The organism is Paenibacillus sp. R14(2021), from assembly GCF_019431355.1.
Classification (GTDB): domain Bacteria; phylum Bacillota; class Bacilli; order Paenibacillales; family Paenibacillaceae; genus Paenibacillus_Z.
Map to the genome: position 1 here is coordinate 5,514,253 of NZ_CP080269.1, position 26,457 is coordinate 5,540,709.

At 52.2% G+C, this 26,457-nt stretch carries 28 protein-coding genes; 20 read left to right on the forward strand and 8 right to left on the reverse strand.

Going from position 1 to position 26,457, the window contains the following annotated elements:
- The first annotated feature begins 23 nt into the window (after window positions 1-23).
- Both KXU80_RS25565 and KXU80_RS25570 read left to right on the forward strand, forming a co-directional pair.
- A complete protein-coding gene (locus tag KXU80_RS25565) occupies window positions 24-728 on the forward strand; it encodes a Cthe_2314 family HEPN domain-containing protein (RefSeq protein WP_219835900.1) in 705 nt (234 codons plus the stop codon).
- A 22-nt stretch (window positions 729-750) separates the two neighbouring features.
- Window positions 751-1,539 (forward strand): SDR family oxidoreductase, encoded by a 789-nt coding sequence (locus KXU80_RS25570; RefSeq protein WP_219835901.1) that lies wholly within the window; start codon window positions 751-753, stop codon window positions 1,537-1,539.
- A gap of 76 nt (window positions 1,540-1,615) precedes the next feature.
- Here the strand turns inward: KXU80_RS25570 and KXU80_RS25575 are convergent, their stop codons facing one another.
- Window positions 1,616-1,861: a NifU family protein gene (locus KXU80_RS25575; protein ID WP_219835902.1), complete on the reverse strand. Its 246-nt coding sequence runs from the start codon at window positions 1,859-1,861 to the stop codon at window positions 1,616-1,618.
- Window positions 1,862-1,951: 90 nt separating this feature from the next.
- Here KXU80_RS25575 and KXU80_RS25580 point away from each other — a divergent pair, with 90 nt between their 5' ends.
- Complete coding sequence (locus KXU80_RS25580) at window positions 1,952-2,221, forward strand: YuzB family protein (protein WP_219839247.1); 270 nt, start codon at window positions 1,952-1,954, stop codon at window positions 2,219-2,221.
- 32 nt (window positions 2,222-2,253) lie between these two features.
- Here KXU80_RS25580 and KXU80_RS25585 read toward each other — a convergent pair whose 3' ends face one another.
- Window positions 2,254-3,321 (reverse strand): NAD(P)/FAD-dependent oxidoreductase, encoded by a 1,068-nt coding sequence (locus KXU80_RS25585; protein ID WP_219835903.1) that lies wholly within the window; start codon window positions 3,319-3,321, stop codon window positions 2,254-2,256.
- A 122-nt stretch (window positions 3,322-3,443) separates the two neighbouring features.
- On the reverse strand, window positions 3,444-4,547 hold the full coding sequence (gene mqnE / locus KXU80_RS25590; RefSeq protein ID WP_219835904.1) for an aminofutalosine synthase MqnE: 1,104 nt from the start codon (window positions 4,545-4,547) through the stop codon (window positions 3,444-3,446).
- A gap of 283 nt (window positions 4,548-4,830) precedes the next feature.
- On the opposite strand from mqnE, the gene KXU80_RS25595 reads away from it, so the two are divergent.
- From KXU80_RS25595 to sda, 5 genes are all read left to right on the forward strand, one after another.
- Complete coding sequence (locus KXU80_RS25595; protein ID WP_219835905.1) at window positions 4,831-5,475, forward strand: PAQR family membrane homeostasis protein TrhA; 645 nt, start codon at window positions 4,831-4,833, stop codon at window positions 5,473-5,475.
- Window positions 5,476-5,588: 113 nt separating this feature from the next.
- Window positions 5,589-5,948: a HesB/IscA family protein gene (locus KXU80_RS25600; protein WP_219835906.1), complete on the forward strand. Its 360-nt coding sequence runs from the start codon at window positions 5,589-5,591 to the stop codon at window positions 5,946-5,948.
- A gap of 141 nt (window positions 5,949-6,089) precedes the next feature.
- Complete coding sequence (msrA, locus tag KXU80_RS25605; protein WP_219835907.1) at window positions 6,090-7,040, forward strand: peptide-methionine (S)-S-oxide reductase MsrA; 951 nt, start codon at window positions 6,090-6,092, stop codon at window positions 7,038-7,040.
- A gap of 284 nt (window positions 7,041-7,324) precedes the next feature.
- Window positions 7,325-7,999 carry a YheC/YheD family protein gene (locus KXU80_RS25610; protein ID WP_219835908.1) on the forward strand — a complete coding sequence of 225 codons (675 nt, stop codon included), beginning with the start codon at window positions 7,325-7,327 and terminating at the stop codon, window positions 7,997-7,999.
- A gap of 256 nt (window positions 8,000-8,255) precedes the next feature.
- On the forward strand, window positions 8,256-8,399 hold the full coding sequence (sda, locus tag KXU80_RS25615) for a sporulation histidine kinase inhibitor Sda (protein WP_219835909.1): 144 nt from the start codon (window positions 8,256-8,258) through the stop codon (window positions 8,397-8,399).
- A 376-nt stretch (window positions 8,400-8,775) separates the two neighbouring features.
- Here the strand turns inward: sda and KXU80_RS25620 are convergent, their stop codons facing one another.
- Window positions 8,776-9,711 (reverse strand): NAD(P)/FAD-dependent oxidoreductase, encoded by a 936-nt coding sequence (locus KXU80_RS25620; protein ID WP_219839248.1) that lies wholly within the window; start codon window positions 9,709-9,711, stop codon window positions 8,776-8,778.
- 407 nt (window positions 9,712-10,118) lie between these two features.
- Here KXU80_RS25620 and KXU80_RS25625 point away from each other — a divergent pair, with 407 nt between their 5' ends.
- Window positions 10,119-11,312 (forward strand): NAD(P)/FAD-dependent oxidoreductase, encoded by a 1,194-nt coding sequence (locus KXU80_RS25625; RefSeq protein ID WP_219835910.1) that lies wholly within the window; start codon window positions 10,119-10,121, stop codon window positions 11,310-11,312.
- Complete coding sequence (locus KXU80_RS25630) at window positions 11,312-11,566, forward strand: hypothetical protein (RefSeq protein ID WP_219835911.1); 255 nt, start codon at window positions 11,312-11,314, stop codon at window positions 11,564-11,566. Before KXU80_RS25625 ends, KXU80_RS25630 begins: the two co-directional genes overlap by 1 nt.
- A gap of 59 nt (window positions 11,567-11,625) precedes the next feature.
- Here the strand turns inward: KXU80_RS25630 and hemQ are convergent, their stop codons facing one another.
- Window positions 11,626-12,378 carry a hydrogen peroxide-dependent heme synthase gene (hemQ, locus tag KXU80_RS25635; RefSeq protein WP_219835912.1) on the reverse strand — a complete coding sequence of 251 codons (753 nt, stop codon included), beginning with the start codon at window positions 12,376-12,378 and terminating at the stop codon, window positions 11,626-11,628.
- A gap of 172 nt (window positions 12,379-12,550) precedes the next feature.
- Here hemQ and KXU80_RS25640 point away from each other — a divergent pair, with 172 nt between their 5' ends.
- From KXU80_RS25640 to dnaI, 4 genes are all read left to right on the forward strand, one after another.
- Complete coding sequence (locus KXU80_RS25640; RefSeq protein ID WP_258171154.1) at window positions 12,551-12,856, forward strand: YuiB family protein; 306 nt, start codon at window positions 12,551-12,553, stop codon at window positions 12,854-12,856.
- 139 nt (window positions 12,857-12,995) lie between these two features.
- Complete coding sequence (locus tag KXU80_RS25645) at window positions 12,996-13,838, forward strand: alpha/beta fold hydrolase (protein ID WP_258171494.1); 843 nt, start codon at window positions 12,996-12,998, stop codon at window positions 13,836-13,838.
- Window positions 13,839-13,954: 116 nt separating this feature from the next.
- Window positions 13,955-15,502: a replication initiation and membrane attachment family protein gene (locus KXU80_RS25650; protein WP_219835914.1), complete on the forward strand. Its 1,548-nt coding sequence runs from the start codon at window positions 13,955-13,957 to the stop codon at window positions 15,500-15,502.
- Between the two features lie 24 nt (window positions 15,503-15,526).
- Complete coding sequence (gene dnaI, locus KXU80_RS25655) at window positions 15,527-16,480, forward strand: primosomal protein DnaI (RefSeq protein ID WP_219835915.1); 954 nt, start codon at window positions 15,527-15,529, stop codon at window positions 16,478-16,480.
- Window positions 16,481-16,612: 132 nt separating this feature from the next.
- Here dnaI and KXU80_RS25660 read toward each other — a convergent pair whose 3' ends face one another.
- Entirely contained in the window at window positions 16,613-17,632 is a 1,020-nt protein-coding gene (locus KXU80_RS25660; RefSeq protein ID WP_219835916.1) for a sulfate ABC transporter substrate-binding protein, read from the reverse strand.
- 385 nt (window positions 17,633-18,017) lie between these two features.
- Here KXU80_RS25660 and KXU80_RS25665 point away from each other — a divergent pair, with 385 nt between their 5' ends.
- Genes KXU80_RS25665 through KXU80_RS25685 form a run of 5 tightly spaced genes read left to right on the forward strand, consistent with a single transcriptional unit; the run spans window position 18,018 to window position 22,277 of the window.
- Window positions 18,018-19,160 carry a sulfate ABC transporter substrate-binding protein gene (locus KXU80_RS25665; RefSeq protein WP_258171495.1) on the forward strand — a complete coding sequence of 381 codons (1,143 nt, stop codon included), beginning with the start codon at window positions 18,018-18,020 and terminating at the stop codon, window positions 19,158-19,160.
- A gap of 25 nt (window positions 19,161-19,185) precedes the next feature.
- Window positions 19,186-20,034: a sulfate ABC transporter permease subunit CysT gene (cysT, locus tag KXU80_RS25670; protein ID WP_219835917.1), complete on the forward strand. Its 849-nt coding sequence runs from the start codon at window positions 19,186-19,188 to the stop codon at window positions 20,032-20,034.
- Between the two features lie 15 nt (window positions 20,035-20,049).
- On the forward strand, window positions 20,050-20,931 hold the full coding sequence (cysW, locus tag KXU80_RS25675) for a sulfate ABC transporter permease subunit CysW (RefSeq protein WP_219835918.1): 882 nt from the start codon (window positions 20,050-20,052) through the stop codon (window positions 20,929-20,931).
- A 2-nt stretch (window positions 20,932-20,933) separates the two neighbouring features.
- The gene (locus KXU80_RS25680) at window positions 20,934-21,998 is read left to right on the forward strand and encodes an ABC transporter ATP-binding protein (protein WP_219835919.1); all 1,065 of its coding nucleotides are present in this window, start codon (window positions 20,934-20,936) and stop codon (window positions 21,996-21,998) included.
- A gap of 60 nt (window positions 21,999-22,058) precedes the next feature.
- A complete protein-coding gene (locus KXU80_RS25685; RefSeq protein ID WP_219839251.1) occupies window positions 22,059-22,277 on the forward strand; it encodes a YezD family protein in 219 nt (72 codons plus the stop codon).
- Window positions 22,278-22,417: 140 nt separating this feature from the next.
- Here the strand turns inward: KXU80_RS25685 and rsgA are convergent, their stop codons facing one another.
- Both rsgA and KXU80_RS25695 read right to left on the reverse strand, forming a co-directional pair.
- Complete coding sequence (gene rsgA / locus KXU80_RS25690) at window positions 22,418-23,494, reverse strand: ribosome small subunit-dependent GTPase A (RefSeq protein WP_374987806.1); 1,077 nt, start codon at window positions 23,492-23,494, stop codon at window positions 22,418-22,420.
- Window positions 23,495-24,072: 578 nt separating this feature from the next.
- The gene (locus KXU80_RS25695; RefSeq protein WP_219835920.1) at window positions 24,073-24,219 is read right to left on the reverse strand and encodes a YqzM family protein; all 147 of its coding nucleotides are present in this window, start codon (window positions 24,217-24,219) and stop codon (window positions 24,073-24,075) included.
- Between the two features lie 196 nt (window positions 24,220-24,415).
- On the opposite strand from KXU80_RS25695, the gene uvrC reads away from it, so the two are divergent.
- On the forward strand, window positions 24,416-26,434 hold the full coding sequence (gene uvrC, locus KXU80_RS25700) for an excinuclease ABC subunit UvrC (protein WP_219835921.1): 2,019 nt from the start codon (window positions 24,416-24,418) through the stop codon (window positions 26,432-26,434).
- The last annotated feature ends 23 nt before the right edge of the window (window positions 26,435-26,457 follow it).

Below are 26,457 nucleotides of genomic sequence, written 5' to 3' on the forward strand. Positions count from 1 at the left end.
ACCCATTTCGGGAGGATATGACGATGCTCCGAATTCTGTTTGGCGAACCGCCCCGCAAGACGGAAGGCAAGCTGCTTGAGACGATCCAGGCAATGGAGCAGTATGCAGCCCTGCTGAGCAAGCTGATCCAGCAGGGTCAGGACGCCGATCATAAGCTGCGCAAGTATGAGATCTACACGAAGGGTCTTATCTCGTCGCTGGATGAATTGGAGCAAAGTCAATATGCAGCTCGCAAGTATGGCGCGCTGATTACTTCGATGACGATTGAAGCCATGTCGGTTGAAGAAATGATGTACTACCGCCGCCATGTTTATTTTGACAAGAACGCTTTCATTCGCTTGTTCGCGCTGCTGGACAAGCTCGGGACGCTCATGAATGATTACCTTGGCTTGCAGACGGAGCGCGTCAAGGCGCATTTTTCCTACTTTACCGTACTGCGCACCTTATTTCAGCGAAATGTTTATCCTGAATTGACCCTCCCGCTGCATATGCTGAAGGAGGAGCATAAGGAAGCGATGAATCGGCTGCGCAAACGCCGCAACACGGAGATTCATTATATGAATTCCGAGATGCAGGATGATTTGAAGCAAAATCAAGAAGCATACTCCGAACAGCACCGATTGGAAAATATCGAGCAGCAAACGCAGGATCTTGCACAGTTGATGGACCTTGTATTGGATACGCTGAAGCTGACCTTTCACCACGCCTACCGCCAGATGAAGAAATGAAGCTGACTTAGGAGGGGTGCCCATGGAGCTGAGAGGAAGAACAGCCCTAATTACCGGAAGTGCCAAAGGCTTAGGCAAAATGACCGCCATAACGCTTGCCGCGATGGGCTGCGATATCGTACTGAACTACGTGAACAGCGAACAGGAAGCACGGCTTTTGTCCGCAGAGATCGCCCATCAGTACGGCGTCAGAGCGACCGCCGTTCAAGCGGATATCGCGGATGCAGCTGATGTCGAACGCTTGGCGCAAACGGCGCAGGCTTGGTCATCCAGCGGCAGCATCGATATTCTGATCAATAACGCAGGGCCGTTCATACGGGAGCGCAGGCTGTTTAGCGCTTACGAGACGGCAGATATTGCGCGGCTGTTGAACGGCAATCTGCTCGGCGTAATGCTGCTCGACCATCATCTCCTGCCAGGCATGCGCGGACGGCAGTGGGGACGCATTATCCACTTCGGATTCGGTCATGCCGGAGAGGGACGTGCTTGGCCGCACCGAGCGGTGTATGCAACGGCAAAGACAGGCCTTGTTTCGTTTACGAAGACGCTTGCGGTAGAAGAAGCGGGCAATGGCATTACTGTACATATGATTTGTCCCGGCGATATTCGAGGCATGAATAAGGAACGGACGATTGCCGAGGTTGCCGGAGAGCCGGATGACGAATCGCCGAGCGGCCGGCCGGGAAGCGGAGAAGACATTGCACGCGTAATAGCCTTCCTTTGCTTGCCCCAGTCGGATTATTTGACCGGGAACATACTGGATGTCACCGGCGGGTTCGACCCGATCAAGACCTCAATTAAAGCGAATTGAATCAACCTAACAAAAAGAGTCTTGCCTACAGGCAAGACTCTTTCATGTAAATAGTGGTCGAACGCGAGGTCATGTCTTAGAATACTTGCATAACCTCTTGAACGCCTTCGACTTCCTCAAGCAGCGCACGTTCGATACCTGCTTTGAGCGTAATTGTCGAACTTGGGCAGCTGCCGCAAGCACCCATCAAACGGAGCTTAACGATGCCGTCCTCTACATCAACGAGCTCAACGTCGCCGCCATCCCGCTGCAAGAACGGGCGGAGCTTGTCAAGAACATCCAATACTTCATCGTACATCGTGCTTTGTGCTTGTTCACTCATTGCAATCCACTCCTTTCTCCCCTATTATAGTACAAAGCAGAACAATTGAAAATGGATATCAGTATCTAGAGGCAAGGTGATTCTCATATGTTGAAACCAATTATAGAATTTTGTGCAAGCAATATGCATCATGGCACTGATCAATTAATGAAGAAGCTTGAGGCAAATCCTGACTATGAAGTCATTGAATATGGCTGTTTAGGCAACTGCGGCGAATGCTATCTTGTCCCATTCGGGCTTGTGAACGGGGAGATCGTCGCGGCTGTAACCGTTGAAGAGCTGGAAGAGAAAATAATGGTCTCCATCAAGGAACAGCAGGAGGAGCGCGAAGCGCTGGATCGGCTCATCGACGATATGTAGCGGTCGATGAGTCTTGCCTGCATGCTGCTATTTTAACCAAAGTGATGTTTCGACATCCATAACACGCCGCTTTTTACGAGTCGCGGCACGCGGCCCTTCATCGTTGTTTTGCCCATGAGACCAAAGCCGTCCTTCTTGCCGAGCGATCCAAGCACGCCTTTGAGCTTGATTTTGCCGAGCTTCGGCGTTTTGCCGCTCCACATTGCCTGCATGACTTCAGCGACCTGCTTGCCTTGTCCTTCAGCGGCTTGAGCGCTTGGCGAGAAAGGAAGCGAGGCGCAGTCGCCTACAATAAAGACGTCGTTGTAATCCGGCAATTGATGGTGTTCATTGATGATAAGCCTGCCTTGGTTGTCCTTCGGCAAATTCATCCGCTGCACAAGCGGAACCGGCTGGATGCCCGCCGTCCATACCGTGACGTCGGAGAGCATTGGAGTCGTGCTGTTTGCATCGTGCAGACAGCCCTCTTCCAGCTTGTTTAAGTTAATGTTACCAAGCATTTGAACTTCATGCTCGATAAACCAAGAGGAGACGTATTCCTGCAATTTACCCGGGAAGGCGGAGAGAATGCTTGGACCTCTGTCAATGATGCGAATATTCAAGTCCGGACGGCTTTCACGGAGCTCTGCCGCTACTTCAACGCCGCTAAGTCCGCCGCCGACGATGGATACCTGGCCGTAAGGCTTAACATCATTGAGAGCCAAGTAGGTTTTACGCGAAGCGGAAAGGGTTTGAATGCTGTTGGAGTAGAGCTCCGCTCCTTCAATGCCATGATATTTGTCCGTGCAGCCTAGCGCGACGACGAGCCATTCGTATTCCAGCGGATCTTGACCGGCCATCACGATATGCTTCTCGTCCAAGTTGATATCGGTCACTTCGCCATAAGTCACGATGAGACGAGGATCGGAAGGGAAAGCAACGCGCAGCTCCATATCGCAAGAAGTCCCCGCAACAAGCGCATAATATTCGGTTTTTAATCCTTGGTACGGCATTCTGTCGATCAAGACAACAACGGTATCATCAGGAAGTTCGCCTTCAAGCAGCGAGTGCGCAACTGTGAGGCCGCCGTAGCCTCCACCCAAAATAACAAATCTTTTCATGGATAATCCCAACTTTCTTTGTAGGCAATAAGTGCTGTCTGTCTGTAGTGTTTAAGAGTAGTATATACATGACAGACCTTCGCAATCAGAACTCGTCTGTGCGAAGGTCAAGGGAAAACTTGTTATTCAAATACCCGAACTTCATTATAAAATGTGTCTCGTTCTACCGGGATTCGTCCTGCTCCTTTAATGAGCCAGATCAGATCCTCGCGTGTGATGCCCTCCGGTGTCAATGCGCCTGCAGCGTGACTGATTCTTTCTTTGACCATCGTGCCGTGAACGTCGGAAGCGCCCATTGTAAGCGCTACCTGAGTCAATTGCGTCCCGATATTTATAAAATAAGCTTTAATATGCTGGAAATTATCGAGCATGAGGCGGCTGATCGCAATGGCTTTCAGGTCGTCGAATGCAGAATTCCGGCGGCGGATGCTTGCTTTCGGACTAATCGGCTGCATGGATAGCGGGATGAACACTTGGAAGCCGTTCGTTTCATCCTGCAGATCGCGGATTTGGAGCATGTGATGGATGCGGTCTTCTTTCTTTTCGACGGAGCCGTAAAGCATGGTCGTGTGTGTACGAAGGCCGAGATTATGGGCAACGCGGTGAACTTCAAGATATTGCGAAACGTCGGCTTTATCGACACGCATTTTTTTGCGGTATTCGTCGGAGAGGATTTCGGCACCGCCGCCTGTCAAGCTTTGAAGGCCTGCTTTCATTAATTCTTCAATGACTTCTTTGTAGCTTAGTCCGCTGATGCGGGAGAAGAAGTCGATTTCCGCAGCTGTATAGGCTTTAAGCGCAACATCCGGGAAACGCTCGTTCAATGCTTTCAAGGAATCCACATAGTATTGGAACGGTACATGCGGGTTATGTCCGCCAACGATGTGGAATTCACGCACATCCGAATGGATATGCTGTTCGACGTATGCAATCATCTCTGCTCCGCTCAGTGTATAGGCGCCTTCTTGGCCCTCGTCCTTGCGGAAATTGCAGAACGCGCAGTGCGCTTCGCATACGTTCGTGAAGTACAGGCTCATGTTTTCAATAAAGTAGACCTTGCGGCCGTTTTTCTTCAGATTCACTTCATTGGCCAGTTGGCCAATCGTGAGCAAGTCGTCGGAGCGATATAGAAACTCTCCGTCTTCACGCGTTAGACGTTCGCCTGCACGAACCTTCTCCACGATCGCTTGCATCTGTTTGATTTCTGTCGGTAATGCCACATTCATGACGGCTTCCTCCTTGTCCGCCGGGCACACAATTACTGGTCCGGTGTGAAAGTATAAAGAATTTAATACTTTGTGAAAAAAATTACTTTCTTCTTCCCTAAAAACCCCCACAAACAGCTCACCATGATTATAAACCTCATTCCAAAGTGCGGCAACTATTAACTCATCCCAACGAACCAAATGGCTGGAAGAGATTTTCTAAACCCGCTGCCAGTTTTGATCTGGCATGTTTTTGCAGTACAATAAAAGCAGACATAAGAAATCAACAGATAAGAGGTCAAACATGGCGAATACACACACCTATTCCAGGCGAGAAGAAATCGCGAATGCCATAACGCACGGCTTCGGCTCGATGTTAAGCGTTGCAGCGCTGGTGCTGCTGATTGTTTTTGCAGTCCTTGACGGGGATGCCTTTCATGTGGTCAGCTTTACGATTTACGGCTCGATGATGCTGCTGCTCTATGTAGCGTCTACGCTCGTGCACAGTTTCCCGGAAGGCAAATGGAAGCGGATATTCGAAATTATCGATCATGCCTGCATCTATTTGTTTATCGCCGGCACCTATACGCCGATCGTGCTTCATGGCGTTAAAGGCACAGAGGGCTGGACGTTGTTCGGCATCGTGTGGGGACTTGCGTTATGCGGCGTCGTATTCAAGGTTTTCTTCGCTTCCCGGTTTCTATTCACGTCGACCATCGTCTATCTACTGATGGGGTGGATGCTTGTCATTGCTTGGGGGCCGCTGAAGGCGAACATCGCTGCGGGCGGTCTGCATCTGCTCCTTGCGGGCGGCTTGCTCTATACCTTCGGTACCTTTTTCTATATGTGGCGCAGCTTCAAGTACCATCATGCGGTTTGGCATTTGTTCGTGCTTGGAGGCACGGTGCTTCACTTCTTCGCGATTATGCTCTATGTCTTGCCAAGATAAGGCACTGCATGCCATCAACGGATATGCGCGTATTGAGTCTGGCATGGAAGTGCAGTATACTTAACTATATAATCGTAAGTGAGTTTATGGACGAAGACTGAAGGAGGGGTAACATGATTACAATCAGCGAATTGGCAAACGAGAAGATCAAAGAAATGCTGGAGGCCGAGGCTGCACCGGAGTTGTTTCTGCGTGTTGGCGTAAAGGAAGGCGGCTGCAGCGGTTTTTCATACAATATGGGATTTGACGATGCCGTGGCGTCGACCGATCAAGAGATGGAATTCAATGGACTTAAAGTTGTCGTGGACGGCGACAGCATGAAATACTTGAACGGGCTTGAGATCGATTGGAAGGAAGCCGGCATGGGCGGCGGGTTCACGATTACGAATCCGAACGCTACCGCAACCTGCGGATGCGGCTCCTCGTTCCGTACGGCGACTGAAGCAGGGAATCCCGCAGCGGAGCCTTGCTAAGCGAACCGAATATAGAGTTTGCCAAGCAGCCTGCTTGCGCGTATTCTCCATAAATCTGCCTTCGTGATCCACATGGATCATGAAGGTTTTTTTATCGCAGTTTAAGAGGTGAGAAACGAATCGAGATTGGAGGTGAATGGAATGGGGGCAGAGAACGAACAGCTGGCCACCTTTGCGGGAGGCTGCTTCTGGTGCATGGTGAAGCCGTTTGATCAGCTGCCCGGTATTGTCTCCGTCGTATCTGGCTATACAGGCGGGCATTCGAGTAATCCAACTTATGATGAGGTCGCTTCTGAAACGACTGGACATGCCGAGGCGGTGCAAATTACGTTTCAACCGGCATTGTTCCCCTATGGGCGGCTGCTCGATATTTACTGGCAGCTGATCGACCCTACGGATAAGGGGGGGCAATTTCAAGATCGCGGATATTCGTACCGGACTGCGATATTCGTACATAATGAAGAGCAGCGGGAGCAAGCCGTAGCCTCTAAGCTTGCGCTCAAAGCAAGCGGACGATTCAAAGGGCCGATCGTAACCGAAATTGTTCAGGCAAGCACGTTCTATCCGGCGGAGGAGTATCATCAAGACTATTACAAAACCCATATACGGAATTACAATCTGTACCGAGACCACTCTGGGCGAAATGAGTTTGCCGCAAAATACTGGCATGGCAAGAAAGATAGGGAGCGGCTCAGAAAGCAGCTGACGGATATCCAATTCGAGGTCACGCAAAACAAAACGACGGAGCCGGCTTTCGAGAACGAGTATTGGGCAAATACGGACGAGGGCATATACGCGGATATCGTGAGTGGTGATCCGCTGTTCAGCTCCAAGGATAAATTCGATTCCGGTACAGGCTGGCCGACCTTCTTGAAGCCGCTTGAAGAAGGTTTCCTGACTCGGGAGGCAGACTTCAGCAGCGGGCTTGTACGGACGGCGATTCGAAGCCGATTATCGAATGCCCATCTCGGGTATCTCATGCAAGAAGGACACCCGCCTTACTATCGAATCAATTCTGCCTCGCTGCGATTCATACCCAAAAACAGTCTTGAGCGTGAAGGATACGGAAGGTATGTCTATCTATTTGCATAACGGTCATTACAAGAAGGCTTGCGCTCAAGGGCGTAAGCCTTCTTCGCATTTCGCGTTCGTTCTTTGGGCAAGCCTATTCTGAAGGCTGGCGAATCATCCATTCATAATGCTGCTTGGAAGATGGAAGTGAGCCTGAACGATTCCTAGGCTATTCCCCGGGCAATAATGCTGCTCCTCTATCAGCCTACTAAATCAGGCGAGTTGACCATATCAATCATCCAAGAGTAGAGAGATAGAGAGGCATATGCTGTCTATTAGGATGGTATGAATGGAGGACAAATGATATGGGTAATGAACAAGGAAGGCAGCTTGCAAGCAAATGGGCGAAAACGGAGGCGCTGCTCTCGCACGCGCAGATCGCACCGCATATCCCGCCGTCTCGCATGTTCTCCAAAGAAAATTTGAGCAGCATGTTGAATCAGCACAGTATGGTCGTCGTGAAGCCGGTTCGCGGCGCAGGCGGCCACGGGGTTATTAAGGTATCGCGGGAAGGAGGCAGCTACAAGTACACGTATTATTCGAAAACAAATCACTTTCAAAGCTTCGAGGGGCTCTATAAATCGTTGAATTCCAAACGAAACGGGAGGCGCTACCTCATCCAGAAGGGAATCAGCCTGGCCACGATCAGCGGCAGACCGATTGATTATCGCGTCAAATATGTCAAGCAATTGGATGGAAAATGGCTCATCTCAGCAATTGTCGGCAGATTAGCCAAACCGGGACTATTCGTAACGAATATTTGCCGCGGGGGCACATTGCTCAGCGGTTCGGAGGGAATACGCCGCTCGTTCTCCAGCGCTGTAGTCGGCACGAAAAAAAAGGAAATGCGCACGTTGACGCAGCTGTCCACTGAAGTATTGGAGAACCGGTTTCCCGGCATCGGTCAGCTAGGCTTTGACTTCGGCATTGATCAGAGCGGGAAGATATGGATTTTCGAAGTGAATACAAGGCCTCAATAACAGGCTTCGAATACCATATGCACAATTAATAGATTCATAGAATGCCATTAAAGTTTTTTATCATTTGAAGCAGTTTACAGGCTGTGCATAACCGTATCCACAATATCCCACCTGTTATTTCCTGTTTATTCGACGATTATTCACAAGCTACTCACATGCTGTCCACAAGGGGATGTGGATAATCAGAACGCTTGTTCTATCCTATTAGGACATGCTAAGATCAAATTGGAAGTAAGAGGAAAGGGGGCTTATGGATATGAATCAGCTGTCAGATGAATTGCTGCTCGATGCTTACATGGCCGCGAACAAGTACAATCTGGAAATTGAATTTATTCAAATGCTTAATGATGAATTAATGCGCAGGCAAATTAGTCCGGAATCCTTTCGTAATACCGCCTAACGTGAATTCTTCCATGATCAGCTGTCACTAGGCCATTTAGGAACGAGTGTTTCATAAGAAACATCGCAGTTATGGCAATATACGATATGACTGCAGCTTTGCTCCACAGGAGAAAGAATAGAAGCCGTCAAGGCGTTAGAATAACGATCATCCGGCTGGTATGGAGCATACGGGGCTGTAAGATCAACCGGTCTGCCAAAGTCGTCAGTCTGCAGCGAGCAAACGGGACATGTAAACGTTAATTGCTCAAGGCCGTTGCAAATAGGACATAACATAGCGAAAGGGTACCCTCCTTTGCCGCGCAGCATGCAAGCACTGCAGCCGGCTTTGGAATAGGATACCCTTTTTTATTTCATTTACATGCTTCATTTCGCGATTACAGCTTCATGCTGCTGCTATGTCCCGGTGACAGCTTGGCTGTCGGATCAACATATACCTTGGCATTATTGACCGCGGTAGGCGCTTCGCCGAATCCGACTGCGATCAGTTTCAGCTTGCCGGGATAAGTCGTAATATCTCCTGCGGCGAAGATGCCCGGTATGCTGGTTTCCATGCGGGAATCCACGACGATTGATCCGCCGTCGATCGCAAGTCCCCATTCTGCGATGGGGCCGAGCGAGGAGACAAAGCCGAAGTTGACGATGACGGCATCAATGGGCATTTCCACCGTTTCGGCCGTCTTGACATGCTGGAGCGTAAGACGCTCGATCTGGTGGGTGCCGTGCAGGGAAGTGATTTCGTAAGGTGTAAGGACGTTGACGCTGGAATTCATTAAATTCTCAACGCTGTGCTCGTGCGCTCTGAATTTATCGCGGCGGTGGATGAGGGTCACGCTGGCGGCAATCGGCTCCAGCATCAATGACCAATCGACTGCGGAATCTCCGCCCCCGCTGATGAGAACATGCTTGCCTTGAAATCGGCTTAAATCACTGATGAAATAATGTAAATTCTGCTTCTCGTAGTTAACCGCTTCTTCGAGCTCGAGACGGCGGGGTTCGAAAGCGCCGACGCCGGCCGTGATAATGACCGATTTGGCGTAATGCGTTGTTTTGTCCGTGACGATCGCAAAATCGCGTTCATCCCGTTTTATGACCTCCACGACCTTCTCTTCCAAATGAACGTCCGGCTTGAAATGCTCCATTTGCTTCTTTAATTGCTCGACAAGCTCGCCTGCAGTGACTTTTGGGAAACCGGCTACATCGTAAATATGTTTTTCCGGATAGAGCGCAGCGAGCTGCCCGCCCAGCTGCGGCATACTTTCGATGATTTTGACGGATGCCTGACGCATGCCGCAGTAGAAAGCAGCGAACATGCCGGTTGGACCGCCGCCGATGATGGCAATATCGACCTGAGGGGAAACAGCAGTGATTGACACAGTTGACACCTCCAAAAGCTGATGAAATTTGATTGAAATCACAAGCAAATTACGGACTTCTTCCTGTACATTATATAGCTTCGGCAGGCTAAAGCGAAATAAGGAAATTGGATGTTGTTCTAAAGATTTTCGTATATTTTACCCTTGAACTTTAATGAAAAAGTTTGTAATATGTGAGGTATTAGATATAGATATGTCGAAAGAATGACACCCGGTGAATTGTTCAAAAAAGAAGTTTTCATTCGCACACTACAGGAAACAAATCATAGTGCATTATCTGTATTTGTGTAATTTTTCACAATCATAGAAAAAGAAAAGAAATTACGAATGGATGGGATTCTGCGATGAGCAACATACCGAAGATTGTGATTTTGGGTGCCGGTTACGGAGGTATACTGACAGCACTTCGACTTCAGAAGGAACTTAACTACAACGAAGCCGACGTTACACTTGTCAACAAGCATGATTATCATTACTTCACGACGCATCTGCATATGCCTGCAGCGGGTACGGATAAGACCGAAAATGCACGTGTAAGTATTTCCAAGCTGATTGATGAGTTTAAAATCGACTTCGTCAAATCTACCGTCGTGCAAATCCGTACGCAGGATAAGAAAGTTATTCTTGAAGACGGAACGCTGTCCTATGATTACCTGGTTATCGGTCTCGGTGGAGAACCCGAAACGTTCGGTATTCCAGGCATGCTGGAACATGCCATGAATATTCGCAGCATCAATTCCGTTCGTCTGATTCGCGAGCACATTGAATATCAATTTGCTCGTTACAAACGCGAACCCCATCGTACGGACTATTTGACGTTCGTAGTCGGCGGCGCTGGTTTTACGGGTATTGAATTTGTCGGCGAGCTTGCCGACCGTCTGCCCGAGCTTGCTAAACAGAACGACGTCGATCCCGCGCTTGTGAAAATTTACAACGTAGAAGCAGCTCCGACAGCCCTGCCTGGCTTTGATCCGGAGCTTGTTGAATATGCGATGCAGGTACTGACCAAGAAGGGCGTAACCTTCCGAATCGGCACGGCGATCAAAGAATGCACGGCCGACGGCGTTATCGTCGGCGACAACGAGGAAATTCGTTCGGCAACCGTGATCTGGGCAGCAGGGGTACGCGGAAACCGCCTGATCGAGGAAGCGGGCATCGAAACGATGCGCGGCCGTGTGAAAGTGGATGATTTCCTGCGTACGCCGGGGCATGAGAATATCTATGTTGTCGGCGATAACTCCCTGATGTTTAATCCGGAGGGCCGTCCATATCCGCCGACTGCGCAAATCGCGATGCAGCAAGGCGTTGTCTGCGCGCATAATCTGGTGGCTTCGATCCGTAATCAGCCGCAGAAGAAATTCGAGTTCAAGAACAAAGGTACCGTTGCATCCTTGGGGAAAGGCGAAGCTGTTGGTCTAGCTTTCGGCAAGAAGTATAAAGGCGGCGTCGCTGCGATGCTGAAGAAAGCGATCGATATTCGCTACCTGTACACGATCGGCGGCATTCCACTCGTTATCCGTAAAGGAAAATTCCTGTAATGCGCCACTGCAGCGTGCAAGTTCGCGGTCTGTTAATGCGCGATGAACTGGATCGCTACAATGCGCTCATGGAAGTCGGTTCGTATCTGGAGTCGCAGAATAGGCATGATTTGTCTTATACGGTGCAGAAGGAAGTCGACATTCTTATTCTTCCGGCTATCGAACGGTTGAAGGAGAAGGGCAGAGAGCGCGACCGTCAGACGGAAGCGTATTTGGAAGCGAAGCGTCTTCTAGAAGAAGACGATGAGGACTAATGAATAAATAAGCGGATGAGGCGCCGGCAGTCGGCGTTTCATCCGCTTTCTTGTGTTCATTACAGGCTGAACATCTGTTCCAGAATTGCGTCGGTTATGCGATTGCCGACATAGAAGTCACCGAAATCGCCATAGCGGGCGCTGACTTCATCGAAGCGCATCTCGTACACGAGCTTCTTGAATTGCAAGGCATCCTCTGCGAACAGGGTAACGCCCCATTCCCAGTCGTCGAAGCCGACGGAACCGGTAATAATTTGTTTCACTTTACCGGCATACGAGCGTCCGATCATGCTGTGGCTGCGCATCATTTCGCGGCGTGCATCCATCGGGAGCATATACCAGTTGTCGTTGCCTTGACGGCGCTTGTTCATGGGGTAGAAGCAGATGTGGTTCCATTTTGGCAGAGCCGGCTTCAAACGGGCTATGATCTCAGGGTTTTCCATCGGATCCGAGCCAGGTTTGGCCATGTGCATGTAATTGCTCAGCTCGACGACGCTCACATAGGAGTGAACCGGATACGTGAATTGAGCAAAGTTCGTTTTGTTGAATGCGGTCTCGAGTGCATTAAGGTCTTCCAGCGTCTCGCGCAGATGCATGAAGACGAAATCCGCCTTCTGACCGACGATCGCATAGAATGCAGTGCTGCCTTGCTTGTTATCTTCCATGGACTGCCATTCCTTCAGAAACGAATGGAGTTCATCAAGAGCGGTTTGGCGTTCCTGTTCGCTGGCTTGTTTCCAAGCGCTCCAGTCGATGGAGCGGAAGTCATGCAGCGCATACCAGCCTTCAAGTGTTTGTGTCGCTTCACTCATTGTTAACTCTCCCTCTATATGTGAAATGATGAGTAGATGCTTGTCGCTACCATTGTAACGTAATGGAACAAAGGAGAGCAAATGACGGACTTGTGACAAGATGTCAATAGAAATTGACTTCCATTGTACCATCTACTACACTATTCGTAGCGAAAGGGGAAGAATATTCGGGATGAATTCAGACGTTACTATTTTGCAGCTTGTCATAGCGCTGGTTTTGTTTTTTGTCATGATGTTTGGCATCGGGTTTATTTTGAATATGCTGCTCAAAACAACCTTTTTTCCGATTTACTTTTTTGTTATCGGAGTAGTGCCGATTTTCATCTGGCAAACATGGGATCATACAAAGACGTTCGGAGGTAATTTCAGCTCCTTTACGTTCGTCGATATTTTGCCTGCCATCGGGGCCTTGATCGGCGCGTATGTAAGCGGGGCCACGATTCGGGCTTTGCGTCGCGGCGGTTACAAAATGTTCTAAAGATGAAAGAAGTGCTGGCGGTACGGTCATACTAAGGGAAAACGCAAGCGGTAGAAGCGTGTGTGGTGCGCGGCTATTGCGAGTGGAACCGAGGTGATGCGCTGTGCCGTTTTTTCGTGTAGGAGATACTGATTTGCATGTGCATGAACGCATGAATAGCGGGAAAGAGGGGGCTGTTATTTGTGTGCATCCGCCCTGCTTGACGAGCCGATTGTTTGTCGGCGTCGAGGACAAGCTGGAGGACAGCAACAATCTAATTCGCTGGGATATCCGGGGACATGGCCTGAGCACAGGGGGCAGCAGGAAACTGACGCTTGCGATGATCGCTGAGGACATGAGGCTCCTGATGGACGAGCTGGGGCTTAAGAAAGCGTATGTTTGCGGCTACAGCACGGGATCCATGCCGGCCTTAGCGGCGCTGCTCCTGTATCCGGAGCGGTTCGCCGGCGGCATTCTGTTGTCCGGTACAGCGTCTTATACCGATATTCTGAGCCGATCCAGACTGCAAGCTGCTTACATTTCAAGCATTCTCGCTCCCAAAGAGACGATTGCCTTCAAGGCGGCGTGGATTGAAGCGAACAGCCGCGCCGAGTTCGAGGCGCTGAATCAGGAGGCGAAGCAGGGCGATCGGGACAAATGGCGGGAGTATACGGCTGCCTGCCTGGACAGTAAGCTTGACCGGCAAATTCAACGCATCAAGCAGCCTGTGCTTCTCCTGTACGGCACGGAGGACAGAACAGGTGCAAGCAACGCAGCCGTGCTGCGGCGGAAGCTTCCCAGCAGCGAGCTGTACGGCATTATCGGAGCGAAGGGGCAGCTGCTGACGAGAGAGCCGACGACGACAGCATTCGTCATCTCGCAGTGGCTGGACAAGCAGCGGCGTCCGGAGATTGCCGATACGTTCGAGGAACGGGCGGCACTTCTGAAGGAGCTCGAGGGCCGAGGCGTCAAGGAAGGAACGGAGCGCGGGCTCGTACACTAATCGATAGGGAAAGTTCCCTTGGATAGGGGGAATTTTCTTTTTTTTGCGCCCTGAAAACCGGGACTCTTTTATGATAAACTAGTAGAAAGAATACAAGGCGGATGGAGTCGAGTGAGATGCGGATCGGCAGCATGCACCAATTTACAGAGCATCATCGATATTACACCTTTCGCGATTTTTCGCTAAGCGCAGTAGATCGCAAGATGATCGGACTTATTTATCAATCCATGATCGGGGCTTTTGCGGCGGGATTCTATAATCTTCTCTATCAGCAGGTCGCAGATGACCGCGTAGGCTATTCATCGCTAGAACCTCAGCGTAAGCTTCTGCTAGGATTGGGACTGGACATGCATGAGCGCGGACGACAGGAGCTCGTGAACCAAGCTTCCCGCTTGGAAGCGGTGGGGCTGCTTCAAGTTACTCGGCTCGGCGTGCCGGACAACGACGATGTTGCCTATGAATATGAGCTCGTTAAGCCGCTGTCGCCGGATGAATTCTTCGACAGCCCCCACCTGACGCTTCTGCTTCGGGATAAAGTGGGCAAGCATGCGGTGATTGCGCTCAGGGAATCGTTCTATGCGAAGGAAGCCGACGAATTGGCGGGGGCGGAGCTGAGCAGGGAGAACATCTCGGTACCGTTCTATGAACTGTTCCGATTGAATACGCAGGGCTTCGATCCGGAGCTTGAGCAGGCGCTCACCGAGGTTGCGCCGACGAGGCAGGCAGCGCCGAAGCAGCAGCTCGAAACGGCGGGCTTTCAATACGGGGATATCATCATGCGTTTTCCGCGCAATTCCGTAAACCGCCAATACGTCGAACGATTGCGGGGAAACGACGAGGCGATCGCACAGCTGAATTACGTCGCGTACAAGTATAACTTAACGGTCGTGGACTTGTGCCGTCTGCTGGATGAAGACGATATCTTCTCGGCTCGCGGGGAGCTTCAGCTGGAAGAGCTGCAGCTGCGCGGTAACGGCATGTACCGTCAAGACCGCAAACGAAACGAAGAACGGCAGCGTGTATACGGCCGTATCGAAGCCGTTAAGGCTGCTAACGAGCGAAGCGATTCCATGGACAGTCAAGACGATATGCCGGATGAAGTGGCCGTGCAGTCGGAGTTCTACATGGAAGTACCGGCCCAGCTGGCCGGCCGCTGCGATATCCATCAGTACAATATGTTAATGCGTAATGAGCCGCATACCCGGTTCATCGCGAAGTTTTTCCCCGGGGCCGTTCCTGAATGGCTCATACGCGTATTCGAAGTGATTGACCATAATTATCGCCTGCAGGGTGCTGTAATTAACGTCCTTATTCATTATGTTCTAGGCTTGAACGATTCCCAGCGCGTCACGAAAACCTATATCGACGCGGTTGCGTCCAACATGCTGGTGAAAGGCGTCGATTCGTTCGAAAAGGCTGTCGGCTATGTGCGCGAACAGGTGAAGCTGGAGCAGGACAAGGAGCGCCGCCGTGAGAGCGGAAGCACCGCTCCTGCTATACGCGGGAATAGCAGCGGAAGCGGGGGCGCTGCCGGAGCAAGAGGAGGCCGCCGCAAGCCGGTTATTCCGATTATGCCGGATACGCCGAGCGGTTCGCCGCTGACGGCCGAAGAGATGGAAGAGATTCGGCGAATGGCTCGCAAGCTCGACGGCAAATCAACGTAAACAACGTAAACGAGGTGAAGGACGATGGAATCGCTTGGCGATCTGCTGAAAGGGATGCCGGGAGGCAGCACGATGAAGCAGCATGCCGATAAATTAATGGCGGAGCTGCTTGCGGACCCGCTGGTCGGCCTGCTTCGTACTAAATATCCGGAGCTCGACGACACGACGATCCGGCTCAATTTAAACCGGATTTATCAGTGCACGAAGGAGTACCGCAGCTGTTCCAACTGTCCGGGGCTCGACAACTGTCCGAACGATTTCGAAGGCCACTACACGGAGCTGTCATGCGAGACGACAGGCGGCCTGGTGCAGTTGACCGATCGTAAGGTTGCCTGCAAGAAGCTGATCGCAAGAAGAAGCGAGGATCGGATTCGCAGCCGGATTCGCAGCTTCTATATCGATGACCGGGCTTTATCGGAGGGTTACTCCGCGGATGAGATCGTGACGAACGACGTGGAGCGGATGAAAGCCGTCGGTCAAGTCATCAGCTACATTAACCGGACGAAGGAAGACGGGCTGCAGTCGGAGGGGCTTTATTTAACCGGTTCGTTCGGTACCGGCAAGACGTTCTTGATGTGCTACATGCTGCATGAGCTGGCGAAGGCGGGCTTTACCGGCGCGATTGTCTATATGCCGGATTTCGTCGAGGACCTGAAGTCTCTCATGCTGGAGCAGGGCAAGCTGAAGGAAACCGTCGATTTGTTGAAAGAAACGGATCTGCTGATCTTCGATGATATCGGGGCGGAGAATTTGAATCCGTGGGCACGCGACCATGTGCTGGGCGCCATCCTGAATTACCGGATGAATCGCAAGCCGACCTTCTATACGTCCAACTACGGACTCGATGCCATCGAGCAGCATTTCAGCTTTACGAACAAGGACGGCGACGAATTGCATAAAGGGCAGCGATTGATGGACCGGATACGCCCTTATGTGCAAACGGTGCATGTAACCGGGCGCAACAAGCGGGGAGGCTGATCATAGGGCAGTACAGACAAAAAGCCGGAAGCTCAATGAGCTTCCGGCTTTTTGTCTGCTTGCTGCCGCATGTGCATGGCTAAACTTGCTTTCCCGCAAGCTGTAACCCGAATGCCGCTGTGTACGCTGCAATTAAGGCTTATAGATGGCATCGAATACGCCGCCGTCGTTAAAGAATTTCGTCTGCGCCTTGTTCCAGCCGCCGAAGTCGCGAATGTTCGTCAGCTCGACGTTTTTGAATTTTTTCGTGAACTCGGCTGCGATGTTGATGTTCGACGGCCGGTAGTAGTTCTGTGCTACGATGCGCTGACCTGCATTAGTATAGAGATAATCCAAGTATGCCTTCGCAACGTTGCGCGTGCCGTGCTTCTCGGCGTTCTTATTCACGACGGCAACCGGCGGCTCCGCCAGGATGCTGAAGGTAGGCGTAATGATTTCAAAATCTTTGCCGTGCTCCTTCAGTGCAAGATAGGCTTCGTTCTCCCAAGCCAGCAGTACGTCGCCGATGCCGCGCTCGACGAACGTCGTTGTCGATCCGCGTGCGCCGGAGTCCAGAACCGGTACGTTCTTGTAGAGCTTCGTTACGAAGTCCGTCGCTTTCGATTCGCTGTTGTTGTTTTGCTTCAGCGCATAGCCCCAGGCAGCGAGGAAGTTCCAGCGCGCGCCGCCGCTTGTTTTCGGATTAGGCGTGATGACGGAGACGTTGCTCTTGACAAGATCGCTCCAGTCTTTGATTTTCTTCGGATTACCTTTGCGGACCAGGAATACGATTGTCGAGGTGTAAGGCGAGCTGTTATGCGCGAAACGGTTTTCCCAGCCGTCATTGATGAAGCCGGCTTTTTGGATGGCGTCGATGTCATAAGCGAGTGCCAGCGTGACAACGTCCGCTTCCAGACCATCGATAACAGCACGTGCTTGCGCGCCCGATCCGCCGTGCGATTGTTTGATCGTTACTTTCTGGCCGGTCTTTGCTTTCCAATAGGAAGAGAAGGCATGGTTGTACTGTTCGTACAGCTCGCGAGTCGGATCGTACGAGACATTCAGAAGCTCGATATCCGGCTTGGCGGGTTTGGTTATTGCGGCGAAGCTTGTAGACGATAACGTTAGAAGCAGGGTTAATGCAGTTACTGCGCTGATCAGCTTTCTCTTCATAAGACAACTCTCCCCATATCAATCTGTTTTCCGACGGCAGTTAACAGTACACAATAAAAAAGGAGGCCCCGGCAAATGCCCTCGCATAGCAGCTGCAAGGGCAATTGGTCAGGGCCTCCGGTGTGCCGGTCGGCTCGATGGACTCATCATAAGGGTTTTAATTCCAACCTGTCAACTATGAATTTAAATATAAATGAACCTGATAACTTAGATAAGAATTTCAAAAAAATGAATTGACAAGGAAGCTTGTCCATTGCTATGATTCAATCAATAACCAACTAAACAGGTAGGATTAATTTTGTTTTTGCTACCGGTCAAACTCGGCGTAGAGACACATTAGTTATCTGTAAAACGATTAAACGAGGGGTGCTTTTACATGACAAACATGAAAAAGAGAAGCTTTCTACCGATGCACGTACTAATGGTCTTTATCGCTTTTGCAATCGCTTTGACCGGCTGCGGATGGGACTCGGGTCCAAACGAAGCTGCGAACAACTCCGGTACGAAAGCAGCTGACAACGGCGGCTCCAAAAACACGGGAAACGGCAACGCTTCAGAACCTGCTGCAGCGAATGACAGCGCATCGAAGGGACCGATCGAGCTTCTGAATGTCTCCTACGACCCGACGCGTGAGCTGTATGAGGCTTACAATAAACTATTTGCGGACTATTGGAAGAAAGAACATAACCAAGACGTTACGATTAAACAGTCTCATGCCGGTTCCGGCGCGCAATCCCGTGCCGTCATCGACGGATTGAAGGCGGATGTCGTGACGCTGGCGCTTGGCTACGATATCGACGCCATTGCCCAGAAAGGACTTATCAATCCGGATTGGCAGCAAAAGTTCGATAATAACAGCTCTCCCTATACATCGACGATTGTCTTCCTGGTTCGTAAAGGCAATCCGAAGGGAATCAAGGACTGGAATGATCTGGTGAAACCGGGTGTTCAGGTCATTACGCCGAATCCGAAAACAAGCGGCGGCGCACGTTGGAATTATCTCGCGGCTTGGGGATATGCATTGAAGCAAAGCAACGGCGACGAGGAGAAAGCGAAAGCATTCGTCAAAGCGCTTTACAAAAACGTGCCCGTTCTGGATTCCGGCGCGCGCGGGTCGACAACGACGTTTGTCGAGAAAGGTATCGGCGACGTGCTGCTCGCATGGGAGAATGAAGCGCTGCTGTCCGTCAAGGAGCTTGGCAAAGACAAGTTCGACATCGTATATCCGTCCCTCAGCATCCTGGCAGAGCCTCCGGTTGCCATCGTGGATAAGAACGTAGACAAGAAGGGCTCACGCGAGGTTGCCGAGGCTTACCTTGACTACCTGTATACGGAGTCGGCCCAGAAGCTCGTTGCGCAGAACTTCTACCGCCCGCAGCTAGCCTCCGTGGCAGAGCAGTTCGCAGATCAATTTCCGGCAATCGAAATGCTGAATATCGACGACGATTTCGGCGGCTGGGCAGAAGCACAGAAGAAACATTTTGCTGATGGCGGCGTATTTGATCAATTGTATACGCCCGGTTCATAAGTGACGCGAGGAGCTGACTCTACGAATGACGAGTTCCGCGAAGAAGAAAGCGAAGCCGCGCAGCGTGCTGCCGGGCTTCGGCCTTTCGCTCGGTTTTACGATTTTCTACTTAAGCTTGATCGTTATCATTCCGCTCATCGGTATTTTCGTCAAAACATCCGGCTTGACGCCGGAGCGATTCTGGGAAACGGTCTCTAACGCCCGGGTCCTCGCATCGTATAAAATCAGTTTCCTGACTTCGTTCTACGCCGCGCTGGTCAATCTCGTGTTCGGTCTGATCATCGCTTGGGTACTGGTGCGCTACAAGTTTCCGGGTAAGAAGCTGCTCGACAGCTTGATTGATCTGCCGTTTGCGCTGCCGACCGCCGTAGCGGGTATTGCGCTGACGGCGATCTACGCGCCGAATGGCTGGATCGGCAAACTGCTCATTCCGCTTGGCATCAAGGTGGCATTCACGCCGATCGGCATTACACTGGCGCTGATCTTTATCGGCCTGCCGTTCGTCGTGCGCACCGTGCAGCCGGTACTGCAGGATCTCGATAACGAAGTGGAAGAAGCTGCTGTTATGCTGGGTGCCTTCCGCTGGCGGACATTCCGCAGAGTCGTGCTGCCGGAGCTGATTCCACCGCTGCTAACGGGTTTCGCGCTTGCTTTCGCTAGAGGGATCGGCGAGTACGGCTCCGTCGTCTTTATCTCCGGCAATATGCCGATGAAGACGGAGATCGCGCCGCTGCTCATCATGACCAAGCTGGAACAGTTCGATTACCGCGGTGCGACGGCTATAGCGCTTGTAATGCTCGTGGTGTCGTTCCTGCTGCTGCTGCTCATCAACTACTTGCAATGGCGGAGCAATCGCCGCGTTGCAAGCGCATAGGAGGAGGGGATCCACATGGCAGGTGCAATTACGGTTCACTTATCGGAGAAAACGGCGCAGCGGCCGAAGCATATCAATGAATCGCTGGTCGTGCGTATTGTCCTCATCTCGATTTCCCTGCTCTTCCTAGGGCTGGTCGTGCTGCTGCCGCTGGTGTCGGTGTTCATCGAAGCGTTTAAGCGCGGCGCGGAAGTCTACTTCGCTGCGCTGAGAGACCCGGATGCTTGGTCGGCGCTGCGATTGACGCTGCTTACGGCCGTTATCGCCGTACCGCTCAATACCCTATTCGGGGTTGCTGCAGCCTGGGCGATCAGCAAATTCCGGTTCCGAGGCAAGAACATCTTGATCACGCTGATCGATCTGCCTTTCGCGGTCTCGCCGGTCATCGCAGGTATGGTATTTATTCTCTTATTCGGCGCACAAGGCTTTCTGGGTCCGTGGTTGTCCGATCACAACATTCAGATCGTCTTCGCGCTTCCAGGTATCGTACTGGCAACGACCTTCGTTACCTTCCCCTTTGTAGCGAGAGAGCTCATTCCGCTCATGCAGGCGCAGGGCGTTCAAGAGGAAGAAGCCGCCGCGAGCCTTGGCGCGAAGGGCTGGCAAATCTTCTGGCGCGTTACGCTGCCGAATATCAAGTGGGGCCTGCTGTATGGCGTCATTCTCTGCAATGCAAGGGCGATGGGCGAGTTCGGTGCAGTGTCCGTCGTATCCGGGCACATTCGCGGAGAGACGAATACGCTGCCGCTTCATATTGAAATCTTGTACAACGAATATCAATTCTCCGCTTCGTTTGCAGTGGCGTCTCTGCTCGTCATGCTGGCATTGGTGACGCTGGTCGTGAAGAGCTTTATCGAGTGGAAAACAACCGGGCAGCTTCCGAAGGAGGAGAACTGACGATGCATATCGAGGTTCGGAACGTAAACAAGACATTTGGCGATCATAAAGCAGTTCAGAATGTGAGCTTCTCGATCGAGCGCGGCAAGCTGATCGGCCTGCTTGGTCCAAGCGGCGGCGGCAAGTCGACACTGCTTCGCATCCTGGCCGGTCTGGAGACGCCGGATTCAGGTGATATCTTCATTAACGGCAAGCGCGTGAACGATGTGCAGCCGCAGCTGCGCGGCATCGGCTTCGTCTTCCAGAACTATGCGCTGTTCAAGCATATGAGCGTATTCGATAACATCGCATTTGGCTTAACGATTCGCAAAACAAGCAAGGCGGAAATCAAGAACCGGGTCAACGAGCTGCTGGATTTGACGGGACTTCGGGGCTTCGAGCACCGTTACCCGCATCAGCTCTCGGGTGGACAGCGGCAGCGCGTCGCCTTCGCAAGAGCGCTTGCGCCAAGACCGGATCTGCTGCTGCTCGACGAGCCGTTCGCTGCTATCGATGCCAAGGTGCGCAAGGAGCTTCGGACCTGGCTGAAGGGACTGATCGCTGAGCTTGGCATTACCTCGATTTTCGTGACGCACGACCAGGATGAGGCGGTAGAGGTTGCCGATGAAATGCTGATCGTGCAGCAGGGTCGATTGGAGCAGCAGGGCTCGCCTGTTCATATTTACACGGATCCGCAGACGGCTTTCGTGGCCGGATTTATCGGCCACTCCAGCGTTGTCGAGGAGCCGGGAAGGCTTCGCGGCTTCGAGCGCACTTCGCTGTCGTCAGGCGCGCGCGCGCTGATCCGGCCGGAATTCGTCGAGGTAGGCCGGCAGGAGGAAATCGCGTTTCCGTCCGCTTCCGAGAAGGGCAAGGTCCGCCATATTTTTTTCCGCGGCGCCCATCTGGAATTGGATATCGAAGTAAATGGCAATCGGTTATCCGCTCATCGTTCCTTGGATCAGGTGCCGCTTCATCCAGGTCAGGAAGTATCCGTCCTGATCCATAGGCTGTATGTGATTTCGGAGGATTCGGCTACGATGGTCGAGAATCCGCTGAAAATTGATCCGCTTCCAGTGCATATTTGAATGACGAAGGGATAAGCGCCCTTCGGACGAAGCGTTAACCAAGCTTAGGAGGGGTTTATGATGGCGAAGCCAATCGTGTTGGATCAAGAATGGTTAGAGCGCATTGCAACGCAGGTAAATGGGCTTGAATATGGTTCGGTTCTCATTACCGTTCATGACGGCCGCGTCGTCCAGATCGACAGAACCGAGCGCAAGCGTTTCGAGTCTGGCTCCGCGAAGCAAGCTCAATCGCAGCAGCAGGGGCAGTCCTCGGATAAATTAAAGGCTGTTGGCGGATAGCTTTCCGCTTCACATTCATTATAAGGAAAGCGACCAGACAAAGGCTGCGGATGCAGCGTGTTTGGCCGCTTTTTTTTGCTTGCCTTAGGGAGAACGGCATTCAGTAACGCGGCGATGACGATCCATCCGGCGAGCGTCAATCAGTCTGTTTCAAACATCTTCGGGGAATAAGACGTTCGCGCGGCATGACGCTTATCGGCACTCTTCCTTGTCCGCTGGCTGACGGACCGCTCTTTACGCGCTTGATGCGCCAATTCTCTTCCCGTCTTCTTGTAGCTGGTGAATCTTCGCTCATCCAGCGTTCCGTTTCGGAGCGCTGCTTTAACAGCGCAGCCCTGCTCCGCACCGTGCTTGCAATCGCGGAAGCGGCAGGCTTCAGCAAGCGCCTCGATATCCCCGAAGGCCTCCTGCCAGCCATCGCCTGAATCCCACAGCTGCAACTCGCGCATGCCGGGCGTATCCATCATGATGAAGCCGCCGGGGAGGGGGAACAGCTCGCGGTGCGTCGTCGTGTGACGTCCGCGGGCATCGTCCTCGCGGATGCCCTGCACCCGCTGCCGCTCATCGGCGGACAGCCAGTTGAGCAGGGTGGATTTGCCGACGCCCGAAGAGCCGGTGACGGCAATGGTTCGTCCTGGCTGCAGGTAAGGAGCAAGCGCCGATCGGCCCCAGTCCTGCACGGCGCTGACCGCAAGTACAGGTACTCCTGGTGCGGCTGCCTCCACTTCTGCGATGCGCAGGTCAACCTCTTCGCACAGATCCGCTTTCGTTAAGAGCACGACCGGCGTCGCGCCGCTTTCCCATGCGGCAACGAGGTAGCGCTCGATCTTGCTTACGTTGTAGTCGCCGTTCAAGGCGTTGACGATGAATAACGTGTCCATGTTGGCGCCGATGACTTGTTCTTCCGGCACGCTGCCGGCTGCCCGCCGGATCATAGCGGTACGGCGGGGGAGAAGGCTGTGAATAACCGCGCGCCGTTCGCCGGGCAGCGGCTGCACGATGACCCAATCGCCGACAGCGGGATAATCGCTGCGGGAAGCCGCCTGAAATTGAAATTTGCCGCTTACCTCGGCAGTGAGCTCGCCTACATCTGCGGCGATTCGGTATTGGTTCGTGAACTGAGCGGTCACCCGCGCAGGAACAAGGTTCCCTGCATGCCCCGGAGCCGCATCGAATAGCTGCTGCCAGGTGGTGTTCCAGCCGTAAGCCTCAAGCAGCGAAGCATGAGCGAATTCGCCGTAATCGTGATCTTCAACGTGGGGAGTCACTTGGCTCACCTCTTGGTTTATCAGAAGTTCTGGTATTTGCGTGTGGTTCGTGATCTTGCCTGTATATTCTTCTAAGTTCAAATTCGGATTGCCCCTTTAAGTGTAATTTTGGATTAATCTGATAATTATGGATCGTGAAGCAACGACAAAAAACCGCAGGAAATAAAGCTCCTGCGGTTCCATCAACAACAAGTGCGCACAGCTGCAGCACACATTGTATAGACAGAAAAAAACCGCAAGAAACCGAAACATCCGGTCTCTTGCGGCACGAGGCATGAAGCAGCGGAATCATGGCCAAACGGTAGCATTGCTGCTCCGCTCGGCCGCTCTGAGCCGCCAATCATCCTTTATTTTCCGTCTGAGACCGATGCATATGCAGCTGCCGAAACAATCGAAATCGAAGTCACCATAGTACATCAGCCTCCTTAAAGGTTCTTGTAGTCATTCTATGTGGAGCGGGAAGATTTGTCAACGGGCTCCATGCAAATGGCCTTGCCCCGGCAAGCTGCCGAAACAAGGCCACATCATTACGAAATAACGAATTTAATGATCACCGCAGCGGTGAAAATTACGAACATGATTCCGAAGAATCCGCCGAAGCCCATGGCGACATCGAAAAAATCATCGCGCGGCTCCTCATTGAGATGCTCACGTGGATCTCTTACATTTTCCATGCTTTCATTTCCTCCTCTAGGACGACGATTGCTCCCCATAGTATACCCAACTTTCAGAATAATTGTAAAGCGGCGATCGTGACGAAATTGAGGACATTTTCCAGCGGCAGCTCACGTCTTCGAAACATAGCACGCCGCAGTCTTACGGCTTATGTGGTACAATAGACGTTAGCGCAAGTCCGGGAGGAGGACAACGATGGAGGAGCATAATCAAGGCGAATCTGCCGCAGAAAAGCGGCTTGCGGAGGAACGCATTCGGAGCAAGCTTGCACTGCTGCCGGATCTACCGGGTTGTTATTTGATGAAGGACCACAACGGAACGATCATTTACGTCGGCAAAGCGAAGGTGCTGAAGAACCGCGTTCGTTCCTATTTTAACGGCAGTCATAACGGCAAAACATTACGGCTGGTTTCGCTAATCCGCGATTTCGAATATATCGTCACATCAAGCAACATGGAAGCGCTCATTCTGGAATGCAACCTCATCAAACAGTACCACCCTAGGTACAACGTGCTGCTGAAGGACGACAAGACGTTTCCGTATATCAAAATCACGAGCGAAGCGCACCCTAAGCTCGAGGTTACGCGGCGTATCGTGAAGGACAAAGGGAAATATTTTGGTCCCTATCCGAACGCGTTCGCGGCAACGCAGACGAAGAAGCTCCTGGACCGGCTCTATCCGCTTCGCAAATGCGGGACGCTGCCTGACAAGGTATGTCTGTACTATCACCTAGGGCAGTGCGTCGCACCGTGCGAATTTAATATCGAGCCAGGCACGTACGAGGCGATGGTGCAGGAAATAACGCGCTTCCTGAGCGGCGGATATGACGAAGTGAAGAAGGCGCTGCAGGCGAAGATGGAAGCGGCCGCCGAGGAGATGGAGTTCGAGCGGGCGAAGGAATTCCGCGACCAGCTCATTGCCATCGATGCCGTCATGGAGAAGCAGAAGATTACGATGAACGACGCGATGGACCGCGACGTCTTCGGATTCGCCGTGGATAAAGGCTGGATGTGCGTGCAGATCATGTACATGCGGCAGGGAAAGCTGATCGAGCGAAGGGCAACGATGTTTCCTTATTATGGGCAAGCGTATGATGATTTCATGACCTTCGTCACCCAATATTATTCTGAGAATCCGGCGCTGCCGAAAGAGATTTTCCTGCCTTCGCCGCCCCAAGCGGAGACGCTCGCGCAAGATGGAATGGCTTCGGATGGCGTTCAGGCGGAGCAGCCGGAGCAGCGTCCGGATGCTTCCCGCGCGGCGGAGTCGCAAGGCGCGTACCTGCTTAGCAAGGCGGCCATCGCCGCTGAGCTGGAAGAGGGCGACGGCGGTGATGCGGAGCCTCCAGCGGGCTCCTTGGAAGAGGATCTTCGCAATTCCTTGCAGAAATGGCTGAAGGTTAAGGTCTTTATTCCGATGCGCGGACGCAAACGGGATGTCGTTGCCATGGCGGTTAACAACGCGAAGGTAACGCTGGAAGAGAAGTTTAAGCTGATCGAACGAGATGAGGAACGGACGTTTAAGGCATCCGAAGGCTTGGCGGAAGCGATTGGGTTGCCGCAGGTCAACCGCATTGAAGCCTTCGATAATTCCAATATTCAGGGTACGGATCCTGTATCGGCAATGGTCGTCTTCATTGACGGCAAGCCGGATAAGAAGGAATACCGCAAGTATAAGGTCAAGACAGTCAAAGGTCCCGACGATTACGAAACGATGCGGGAAGTGATACGGCGCCGTTACGAGCGGGTGCTGAAGGAAGGGCTGCCGATGCCGGATCTCATCATCGTCGACGGCGGCCGCGGGCAAATCTCCGCAGCGCTGGATGTACTGGAGAACGAGCTTGGCCTGATGGTGCCGGTAGGCGGACTCGTGAAGGACGCCAAGCATAAGACCGCGCAGCTGATGACGGGCGATCCGCCGGAAGTGGTGCCGCTGCCGCGCGACAGCCAGGAGTTCTACCTGCTGCAGCGGATCCAGGACGAGGTTCACCGATTCGCGATTTCTTTCCACCGAGAGCAGCGCGGCAAATCGATGGTCGCATCGAGGCTGGATGCCATACCTGGCATCGGGGAGAAGCGTCGCAAGCTGCTGCTGAAGCATTTTGGCTCCATTAAGAAAATAAAAGAAGCCGAAATCGAAGATTTCCGGCCTCTGTCAATCGGCGAGAAGCTCGCCGCGCAAATACTCGAAGCATTGAGGGAGGAGCCGTCCTAGACGGTTCATCCCTTTTTTTATTT

Coding starts and splice junctions, on each gene's coding strand:
- KXU80_RS25565 (WP_219835900.1), top strand. CDS start 24: ATGCTCCGAATTCTGTTTGGCGAACCGCCCCGCAAGACGGAAGGCAAG.
- KXU80_RS25570 (WP_219835901.1), top strand. CDS start 751: ATGGAGCTGAGAGGAAGAACAGCCCTAATTACCGGAAGTGCCAAAGGC.
- KXU80_RS25575 (WP_219835902.1), bottom strand. CDS start 1,861: ATGAGTGAACAAGCACAAAGCACGATGTACGATGAAGTATTGGATGTT.
- KXU80_RS25585 (WP_219835903.1), bottom strand. CDS start 3,321: ATGAAAAGATTTGTTATTTTGGGTGGAGGCTACGGCGGCCTCACAGTT.
- mqnE (WP_219835904.1), bottom strand. CDS start 4,547: ATGAATGTGGCATTACCGACAGAAATCAAACAGATGCAAGCGATCGTG.
- KXU80_RS25595 (WP_219835905.1), top strand. CDS start 4,831: ATGGCGAATACACACACCTATTCCAGGCGAGAAGAAATCGCGAATGCC.
- KXU80_RS25600 (WP_219835906.1), top strand. CDS start 5,589: ATGATTACAATCAGCGAATTGGCAAACGAGAAGATCAAAGAAATGCTG.
- msrA (WP_219835907.1), top strand. CDS start 6,090: ATGGGGGCAGAGAACGAACAGCTGGCCACCTTTGCGGGAGGCTGCTTC.
- KXU80_RS25610 (WP_219835908.1), top strand. CDS start 7,325: ATGGGTAATGAACAAGGAAGGCAGCTTGCAAGCAAATGGGCGAAAACG.
- sda (WP_219835909.1), top strand. CDS start 8,256: ATGAATCAGCTGTCAGATGAATTGCTGCTCGATGCTTACATGGCCGCG.
- KXU80_RS25620 (WP_219839248.1), bottom strand. CDS start 9,711: ATGTTCGCTGCTTTCTACTGCGGCATGCGTCAGGCATCCGTCAAAATC.
- KXU80_RS25625 (WP_219835910.1), top strand. CDS start 10,119: ATGAGCAACATACCGAAGATTGTGATTTTGGGTGCCGGTTACGGAGGT.
- KXU80_RS25630 (WP_219835911.1), top strand. CDS start 11,312: ATGCGCCACTGCAGCGTGCAAGTTCGCGGTCTGTTAATGCGCGATGAA.
- hemQ (WP_219835912.1), bottom strand. CDS start 12,378: ATGAGTGAAGCGACACAAACACTTGAAGGCTGGTATGCGCTGCATGAC.
- KXU80_RS25640 (WP_258171154.1), top strand. CDS start 12,551: ATGAATTCAGACGTTACTATTTTGCAGCTTGTCATAGCGCTGGTTTTG.
- KXU80_RS25650 (WP_219835914.1), top strand. CDS start 13,955: ATGCGGATCGGCAGCATGCACCAATTTACAGAGCATCATCGATATTAC.
- dnaI (WP_219835915.1), top strand. CDS start 15,527: ATGGAATCGCTTGGCGATCTGCTGAAAGGGATGCCGGGAGGCAGCACG.
- KXU80_RS25660 (WP_219835916.1), bottom strand. CDS start 17,632: ATGAAGAGAAAGCTGATCAGCGCAGTAACTGCATTAACCCTGCTTCTA.
- KXU80_RS25665 (WP_258171495.1), top strand. CDS start 18,018: ATGAAAAAGAGAAGCTTTCTACCGATGCACGTACTAATGGTCTTTATC.
- cysT (WP_219835917.1), top strand. CDS start 19,186: ATGACGAGTTCCGCGAAGAAGAAAGCGAAGCCGCGCAGCGTGCTGCCG.
- cysW (WP_219835918.1), top strand. CDS start 20,050: ATGGCAGGTGCAATTACGGTTCACTTATCGGAGAAAACGGCGCAGCGG.
- KXU80_RS25680 (WP_219835919.1), top strand. CDS start 20,934: ATGCATATCGAGGTTCGGAACGTAAACAAGACATTTGGCGATCATAAA.
- KXU80_RS25685 (WP_219839251.1), top strand. CDS start 22,059: ATGGCGAAGCCAATCGTGTTGGATCAAGAATGGTTAGAGCGCATTGCA.
- KXU80_RS25695 (WP_219835920.1), bottom strand. CDS start 24,219: ATGGAAAATGTAAGAGATCCACGTGAGCATCTCAATGAGGAGCCGCGC.
- uvrC (WP_219835921.1), top strand. CDS start 24,416: ATGGAGGAGCATAATCAAGGCGAATCTGCCGCAGAAAAGCGGCTTGCG.